General features: G+C 53.7%; 1 protein-coding gene and 1 pseudogene. Both read left to right on the top strand.

Translation table 11 applies throughout. The features are described 5' to 3' along the window. Nucleotides 1–236: 236 nt before the first annotated feature. Nucleotides 237–1,007, top strand: a complete 771-nt coding sequence (locus Q8K05_RS15600; protein ID WP_305247539.1) for a glycosyltransferase family 2 protein — start codon at nt 237–239, stop codon at nt 1,005–1,007. A gap of 680 nt (nt 1,008–1,687) precedes the next feature. Continuing rightward, nucleotides 1,688–2,422, top strand: a pseudogene (locus Q8K05_RS15595) (Tol-Pal system protein TolB); the annotation flags it as partial.

Raw genomic sequence — 2,422 nt, 5'->3', positions numbered from 1 at the left:
CTGGCTGGGGTGCTTTGGATGCACTTGAGCTCGGGCCTGACCAATATGAATTTTGGCCATAACTACTACGGCGTGATGCTGGCGCTGAGCCTGGCGCTCGCATGGATACTCTCAACAGATGAAAAAAAAGGAGGCCGAGTTCAGGAAGGCTGAGTTTGACTCAAGGGGGTCTTTGCGGTACTTCAAATTTCGTATTTCTTGTGTCAACTTCCATTTAAATAGTCAAGAGGTATTCATTGACCAGCCTATCCGTCACCGTGATCACCAAAAATGAGGCCGCAAATATCGAGGCCTGCCTCCGGTCAGTGCCGTTCGCGGACCAAGTCGTGGTGCTGGATTCTGGCAGCACCGATGACACCGTCCGGATAGCCCGATCCTTGGGTGCCGAGGTCAGCATCAACCCTGACTGGCAGGGCTTTGGCGTCCAAAAAAACCGGGCACTCGCGCTTGCGACTTCTGACTGGGTGCTTTCACTGGATGCCGATGAACGGCTTTCACCTGAATTGCAGGCGGAGATCCGTGCTGTACTTGATGCTCCGGCATTTGATGCCTATTCTTTCCCTCGACTCTCAAGCTATTGCGGGCAGTACATGCATCACTCCGGCTGGTATCCGGACCGCGTGACGCGTCTTTTCCGTCGTCAAACAGCCCAATTTTCAGATGATCTGGTACATGAAAGAATCGTCACTTCAAGCGCTGTCGGAAAGTTGCGCTCCCAATTACTGCATGAAAGCTACCGGAGCTTTGAGGCGGTCCTCGACAAGGCCAATCGCTATTCAAGCGCAGGCGCTCAAAGCCTGCTGAATAGAGGAAAAACTGCATCGCTGGGGACCGCGCTTGGACATGGCCTCTGGGCCTTTTTCCGAACTTATTTTTTGCGTCTGGGCTTTTTAGATGGCCGTATGGGTCTTGTCCTGGCCATTTCCATTGCCGACGCTACCTACTACAGGTATTTGAAGCTATGGCTTCTAGGCAGGGATTCCAGGAAAGGGCCTCCTGCGCCTTAAAAATCAGCGCATCTGTTCCTGCCTACAATCAATTGCGCACCTTATAAGAAATTCAACGTTTTATGCGAGGGATGCGCGGTCAATAGTGATGATGGCGGGTGACGGCTACATTTCGTATGTCCAGCGCGTGTCGTGTGGTTCACGCAGGATGACAAGGCGGTTGATTGGCTCAATGCCCATCATTTTTTGCTAAGTGCAAGGTTTCATGGGCCAGGAGATCAGTGGGAGGAAATCTCCCTTCAGTTCACCCCCTTCTTTGCTGCGGCACCTGTTTGCGGCGAAGCCTGCAACAAACTGTTGCACCTCCCTGTCCGGTCGGGGCATTTATTCAGGGTAAAACAGGGAGGCTACGGGTTCAGTACTCGATGCTATAACTTCGGCGTCTTGCAGCGCTATTTCTTTATAGTCAATAATTTGACGATATTTTTCCTGGATGGACCATCTGGATGGCGACCTCGTTTTGTGGTTAACGCGCTTGGGTGCCCTACGGGGAAACGGGCTTACAGCCGAAAAGGTGCCTCACCTTGGACATCGCAGAAATACTCGCGATCAGGCGTCCGTCAGCAAGATCGTGGCGGTACAACGCACGAAAACTTATCTGATCGCGGCGGCAAAGGACTTTCTGAAATTGACCCAAAATCGCCCGCTAAAGTAACCCAACTGTACTGAGTAAAATTTTTATGAGCATCACATCACCTTTAAGCCGTCGAACCCTTATCAGCCTGCTGGCTGTTGGTGCATCGCCAGCATTTGCACAATTCCGGGTGGAGGTGTCTGGTGTGGGCCTGACTCAATTACCTATCGCGATCGCCGCGTTTCGTGGCGAAGCGCAGGCACCTCAAAAAATTGGTGCGATCGTCAGGGCTGATCTTGAGCGCAGCGGCATGTTTCGGGCGGTTGATGCCGCTGGCCTGGTGGCAGATGAGAACACGCGTCCAGACCTGGCCAACTGGCGGCAAAAAGGCGCTGATGCGATGGTGACAGGCAGCGTCGTGCCTCTTGCGGACGGACGCTTTGACGTCCGGCTTCGCCTGTGGGATATCGTGCGGGGACAGGATCTGGGCGGCCAGAGCTACACCGTAACCCAGGCTGATTTGCGTCTGTCTGCACACCGTATTTCCGACTTTGTGTATGAAAAACTGACGGGCGAAAAAGGCATTTTTTCAACGCGAATTGCCTACGTCACCAAGGCGGCACAGCGCTACAACCTCTGGGTGGCCGATTCAGACGGGGAGGGCGCCCAGTCAGCTCTCGCGAGCGCGGAACCCATTATTTCGCCTTCTTGGTCGCCCAACGGTGCTCAGTTGGCGTATGTTTCTTTTGAGTCGCGCAAGCCAGTCATTTATTCGCATGATGTTGCGACGGGAAGGCGTCGCCTGCTTGCCAATTTCAGGGGCTCCAACAGTGCGCCTGCA

It is taken from the genome of Polaromonas sp., from assembly GCF_030682935.1.
Classification (GTDB): Bacteria; Pseudomonadota; Gammaproteobacteria; order Burkholderiales; family Burkholderiaceae_C; genus Polaromonas.
Note: the sequence above shows the minus strand (reverse complement) of the source record. Positions and strands in the feature narration are given on the sequence as shown.